At 69.0% G+C, this 4,368-nt stretch carries 3 protein-coding genes; all 3 read right to left on the reverse strand.

The annotated features are described in order from the left end of the window. Positions 1 to 338: 338 nt before the first annotated feature. Positions 339 to 2,246, reverse strand: coding sequence for a peptidoglycan-binding protein (locus D180_RS07830; RefSeq protein WP_017912359.1), 1,908 nt, complete (start codon positions 2,244 to 2,246; stop codon positions 339 to 341). Between the two features lie 154 nt (positions 2,247 to 2,400). Then, entirely contained in the window at positions 2,401 to 3,183 is a 783-nt protein-coding gene (locus D180_RS07835) for a hypothetical protein (protein ID WP_017912360.1), read from the reverse strand. A 384-nt stretch (positions 3,184 to 3,567) separates the two neighbouring features. Further along, a partial coding sequence (locus D180_RS07840) for a hypothetical protein (RefSeq protein ID WP_017912361.1) occupies positions 3,568 to 4,368 on the reverse strand: 801 nt, incomplete at its 5' end.

Consider the following 4,368-nt stretch of genomic DNA (forward strand, 5'->3'; position numbering starts at 1 on the left):
GCCGGAGCGGCCGGTGCCTGCGTCTGGCCGGGTGTGGAAGACGGCGCGCTGCACGCGGCGGCGGCCACGCACAACAGCAGCAGGGAAGAGCGTTGGAACGCCTTGGCGATGGCCATGGTGGGGTTGCGTCCTTGTCGTTTGCGCGAGCGGGAAGGCGAGGTTCTAATCGATCGTCGTGCACACTGTCCATCGCACGCCGCGATGGCAGGCGATCGTGTTTGGCCGGCGTTGGGCAATGTCGCGCCGGCGCATGCGCGGCGGTCTTGCGCAGCGCTCGACATCGCCACGCACGACCGCCGCCGCGCAACGCGCGACGGCGGCCGTTGCCGCGAGACCGATCAGCGCGGCGCCTGGGTCTTCTCGCGCTGCGGATCCGGCTGCTGCTGCTCTTGCGCCTGCCGCTGGGTTTCGGCGGCCAGCTGCTGCTGGCTGCGCTCCAGCGGCACCGCCGCGGCCTGCTGCCTGTCCACGTAGGCACGATTGACGTCGTGCGGATTGTCGGGATTGCGCTGCACGGCGATCAGGCCGCGGCGGTCGCCGCTGAGCACCAGGTCGTCGATGCGGTTCATGCCGCTGACCTTGGCCTCGAACGCGACCTGGCCGGCGGCGCGCTGCATCTCTTCGGCGCTCTTGAAGCCGCCGTTGGGTCCCTGCTTCTGCAGGTGGTCCATGGCCTGCTTGTACAGCGGGTTGTCGGCCAGCGCCGCCGCGTCGGACTTGGCCTGCGCCGGCTGCTTGGCGATCGCCTCCAGGGTGGCCTTGTCGGCGATGCCGGTCGGCGCCAGGCCCTTCTCGCGCTGCAGGTTGGCGACCACTTCCTTGGTGCGATCGCCGTAGTAGCCGGTACCGCTGAGCAGCTTGCCCTGATCGTCCTTGACGCCCAGTTCGATCAGGCGCTGCTGCATCGCCTTGACGTCGGCGCCCTGCTCGCCCGGCTTCAGCGCCGTGCGCGGCTCCTGCGCGCCCTGCGTCTGCGCCTGGGTCTGCTGGCGGTCCTGCAGCAGGTCGCGGCCCTTGGCCAGCGGATCGGAGGCGAACAGCTTGGCGTTCTGATGCGTGGCCAGGTAGTCGTCCAGCGGCATGGTGTTGACGCCCTTGCTGCCGGTGGACTGGCTGACCAGCAGTTCGCCGCTCTTGGGATCGCGCACGACCATCATGATGTGGTCGATGCCCTTCCAGTGCTCGTGCGCGGTCTTGCCCGAATCCACGCCGATGACCATGCCTTCCTTCAGCGCGCCGGGCTTGAACACGTCCTTGCCCTCCAGCAGCACGCCGGAGCTGTCGTAGGCCTTCTTGACGATCTCGCCGGAGCCGGTCATGCCCTGCACCAGCATGTCCTTCTGGGTGAACACGTCGCGACCGGCCTTGCGGTTGATCTCGTTCATCGTCGCGTTCTGCAGCTCGGTGACCCAGCCGGAACAGTCGATGTAGCCCTGCGACAGATGCTTGCCGTCCACGCCGGGGTGGTAATACTTGCTGCTCTTGACGTTGATCGCATACTTGACGTCATCGTGCTTGACGCCCAGGTCGTAGGCGGCGGTCAGTGCGATGCCGTCGTGGCCGCCCTGCTTGCCGCCGGCCGGTGCCGGCGTGCGCGCGGGCGCCTGGGCGGTCTGGCCCTCGGCGAGCGGCTTGATGCCCTTTTCCGGGATCGCGATGTGGTCGTACTTGGCGTCCCAGTACTTCACGAAGGCCTTGGCCATGTCCTGGTCGGACAGCTTCTTGAAGTCGGCCAGCGAGGTGCCGGTGTAGGCCTGGAACTGGCGCGCGCCCTGCGCATCCTTTTCGCCGGGGACGTTGTTGAGGATGTTGGCGCGGGTGCCCTTCAGCTCGAAGTGGCCGGTGGCGATCGCGGCCTGGATCGAGCGATAGCCGCCGGCGCCCTGCTGGTGCGCCATGTACATGTCCAGGCCGTCGGGCTGCGCCTTGCCGGACAGGTAGGCGCGGCCGTCGCGCTCGTGCTGGCGGGTCAGGCTGTTGCGGTTGTCTTGGTACATGCGCGCGGCGGCATCGGTGTTGGCCACCGCGTCGAGCTCGCGGCCGCGGATGCCGTAGGCGCTGGCGGCGCCGGGCGTGAACTGGAACAGGCCCTTGGCGCTGTTGGGACCGCGGCTGGCCTGCTCGTCGAAGCGGCCGCCGGTTTCGATGTAGGCGAAACGCATGAAATCGTCGACCGGAATCTGCCGCTGCCTGGCTTCCCGCTCGATGATGTCGAGATTCTCTGCCTTGGTGGTATCGCGTGCCATCTCGTGTAACTCCTTGAGGTTGAGGTACGGCCATCGCGGCCGCCTGGGTCAACCGAGCTCGTCCATGAGCTTGTTAGTGCGCGGTCAACAGAACGATTGCGTACTGCGGAACATCGGGTGCTGCGTCACCGGCGCGCCGCCGCGCGCCGTGGAGTCATGCGACGGGCGTCGGCTGATACTGGCCGCTGTCCGGGTCGTAGGCGTACTGCAGGACGTCGCTGCCATCGAGCAGACGCGCGCGGCCGGGACCGGCGATCGCGGTGCCGTGCAGCGCCACCCGCAGCGCCGGCATGCGCTGGCCGGGCACCGCCTGGAATTCCAGAGCGCCGGTGCTGGACACGTGCGGCACCACGCCGTCCGGGTCGCTGGCCGCTTCGTTGTCCTCGCCGGCCGCCACCGTGCCGCAGTAGACCCAGCTGCGGTAATCGCCGAGGTCGTGCCGGTTCGGATCGAACACGAACATGGCGAAACCGGCTTCGGTGATGCCGTTTTCGAAGCGGGTGGTTGGCACGGCCAGCAGCAACCGGCCATCGCCCAGCGCATGCTGCTGCGGCGCGCGGGTGGTATCGAACGCATCGGCGCGCGCGTAGGCGCCGAAGCTGCCGACGTAACGCTGCGCATGCAGCACCATCCACGGCCGCTCGCCGCCGGGCGTGGTCAGCAGGAAGGTCGCGGCACCGAGCGAGACGCCCTCGCCGGGGTTCGGGAAGGTTTCCGCATCGTCGATGCCGTACCGGCCCGGCGTGGCGTAGCTGAAACCGGTGTAGTACTGCTTGCCGTCCAGCTCAAAATGCCGGCCGCCCCAGAAATTCACCACGGCACCGTTGTCGATCTCGTAGGACACGGCGCCATCGCCGTCCCAGCCGTAGATCAGGTACAGCACGCTGCCCGCATCGGGTGGCACTTCGGGAGCGGCGCGCTTGTTGTCGTTCGACATGTCCAGAACATCCTGTATTCGGTGAAGAAGCCGGAAGAACCCACCTGCACATTCCGATGCGCCCCGCTACCGCGGCCGGCGTGACGCAGGCGGCGCACGACGCGGACGCGGCGCGCTGCACGGAGAGCACACTCCCCGCAGGCGCAGCTTCGGACGGAACAAGGTGACGTGCACGCCGGCCCCGAGCAGGGGCGGTGATGGCGGTCGCGCATGGCGAACCGCACGCCGGCAATCCACGCCGACATTTCGGGCGAGTGCAGCATCCCATGCCGCTCGCGAATGACTCGCCTGATCATCAGGCCCCGTGGGGCGCATCTTAAACCAGGTCCTACGCCCGAAACCACCGCTGCCGCGCGCGCCGCGTCACATCCGCGCGCCGTCCGTTCAGCGGTCCAGCGGCGGGGTGTAGTGCTGCTTGGCGGAGTCGTAGGTGTAGGTGACGGCGTCGGCGGGGCCCAGCGTGCGCACCTTGCCCGGCCCTTCCACCGCCGTGCCCTGCAGGGCGATCCGCAGCGACGGCACATTGCCGCTGGCCGGCGGCACGAAGCTCAGCGTGCCGGTGCTGGTGGCGCACTTCATGGTGCCCTGGTCGTCGCAGGCGGCGCTGTTGTCCTCGCCGGCGGCGACCGTGCCCAGGTACACCCAGCCCCTGTAGTCGCCCAGGTCGTTCTTGTTCGGGTCGAAGGTGAACACCGCGAAGCCGGCACTGGTGATGCCGTCGGCGAAACGGGTGGTCGGCAGCGCCAGCAGCAGGTGGCCATCCTTGGTCTCGGTGCTCTGCGGCTTGCGCTGCTCGTCCAGAGTGTCGGCCTTGCCGTCGGAGCCGAAGTCGCCGGCCCAGCGCTGCGCGTGGAACAGGGTCCAGGCCGGCTTGCCGCCGGCGCTGTCGAGCACGTAAGTGGCCTGGCTGATGCTGACGGTCGCGGCCGGGTCGGGCAGGTCCTGGTCGCCGGCCGGGTCCCCGGGCTTGTCGTACTTGCCGCCGGTGGCATTGGCGAACCCGGTGTAGTACTGCTTGCCGCCGAGGTCGAAGCGGTAGCCGTACCAGAAGCTGGCCACCGCGCCGTTGTCGATGGCGTAGGACGCCGAGCCGTCGCCCTTGGCGCCGTAGATGTCGGCCAACACCTGGCCCGGCGCCGGCACCTCGGCGGCGGCCGGCTGCGCCGCGGCGCTCGCGTCGGCGGG

It is taken from the genome of Xanthomonas sp. SHU 166 (assembly GCF_000364685.1).
GTDB lineage: Bacteria > Pseudomonadota > Gammaproteobacteria > Xanthomonadales > Xanthomonadaceae > Xanthomonas_A > Xanthomonas_A sontii.